Origin of the sequence: Micromonospora sp. NPDC023888 (assembly GCF_040639415.1) — a bacterium.
Taxonomy (GTDB): domain Bacteria; phylum Actinomycetota; class Actinomycetes; order Mycobacteriales; family Micromonosporaceae; genus Micromonospora.
Window position 1 is genome coordinate 1 of the sequence record NZ_JBEZZW010000116.1, and the last position, 1,004, is coordinate 1,004.

General features: G+C 71.1%; 2 protein-coding genes. Both read right to left on the minus strand.

Annotated elements, in window-relative coordinates; genetic code table 11:
• A partial coding sequence (locus AB0F61_RS34315) for a histidine kinase dimerization/phospho-acceptor domain-containing protein (protein WP_357818591.1) occupies positions 1-836 on the minus strand: 836 nt, incomplete at its 3' end.
• On the minus strand, positions 833-1,004 hold a 172-nt coding region (locus AB0F61_RS34320), incomplete at its 5' end, for a winged helix-turn-helix domain-containing protein (RefSeq protein ID WP_357818593.1). The genes AB0F61_RS34320 and AB0F61_RS34315, both read right to left, overlap by 4 nt.

The following is a 1,004-nucleotide window of genomic DNA, read 5'->3' on the forward strand; positions in this document are numbered from 1 at the left end:
AGCGACTCCGGCTGCCGGCCCCGCCGGGCCCGTACCGTCACCCGGCCGTGCGGCGGGGAGTGCTTGACCGCGTTGTCGATCAGGTTCGCCACCACCTGGTGCAGCCGCTCGCTGTCCGCGTGCGCGGTCAGCTCGGGCGGCGACACGTCCAGGTGCAGGTGCACGTCCGTGCGCGTGTGGCTGCCCGAGCCGGAGCTGAGCCCGCGCTGCGCGGCGGCCAGATTGGCCTCCTTCAGCACCCCCGACAGGTACGGCCACACCTCGAAGCGCCGCGACCGCAGCGGTACGACACCGTTGTCGAGCCGTGACAGGTCCAGCAGCGTCTCCACCAGCCGGCCCAGCCGCTCGGTCTGCTTCAGCGCCGTGCGCATCGTCTCCGGATCGGCGGCGGACACCCCGTCCACCACGTTCTCCAGCACCGCGCGGAGCGCCGCGATCGGGGTGCGCAGCTCGTGCGAGACGTTGGCCACCAGCTCCTTGCGGTGCCGGTCCACGGCCTCCAGGTCGTCCGCCATGCGGTTGATGGTGGAGGCCAGGTCGCCGAGCTCGTCCCGGCGGTCGGCGCCCCGCACCCGGCGCGTGTAGTCGCCGTGCGAGATCGACTTCGCCACCGTGTTCATCTCGTCCAGCGGCGCGGTCAGGCCGTGCGCCACGAACTGGGTGATCAGCAGCGTGGCGATCACCGAGAAGACGGTGATGAAACGCAGCTCGGTCTCCGTGCGCAGGGCCACCATCAGCAGCCCGGTCGTGATGAAGACCGAGACGACGACGAGCGTGCCCAGTTTGGTCTTGATCGAGATCGAGACCGAACGCAGCCGGGACCGGAGCGACGTCATGGGGCGGGCGTCTCCAGCGCGTATCCGACACCGTGCACCGTACGGATCCGCTCGGCGCCGATCTTGCGGCGCAGCGCCTTGATGTGGCTGTCCACGGTCCTGGTGCCCGACGCGTCCGCCCAGTCCCAGACCTCCGCGAGCAGCTGCTCGCGGGAGAGGACCGCGCGG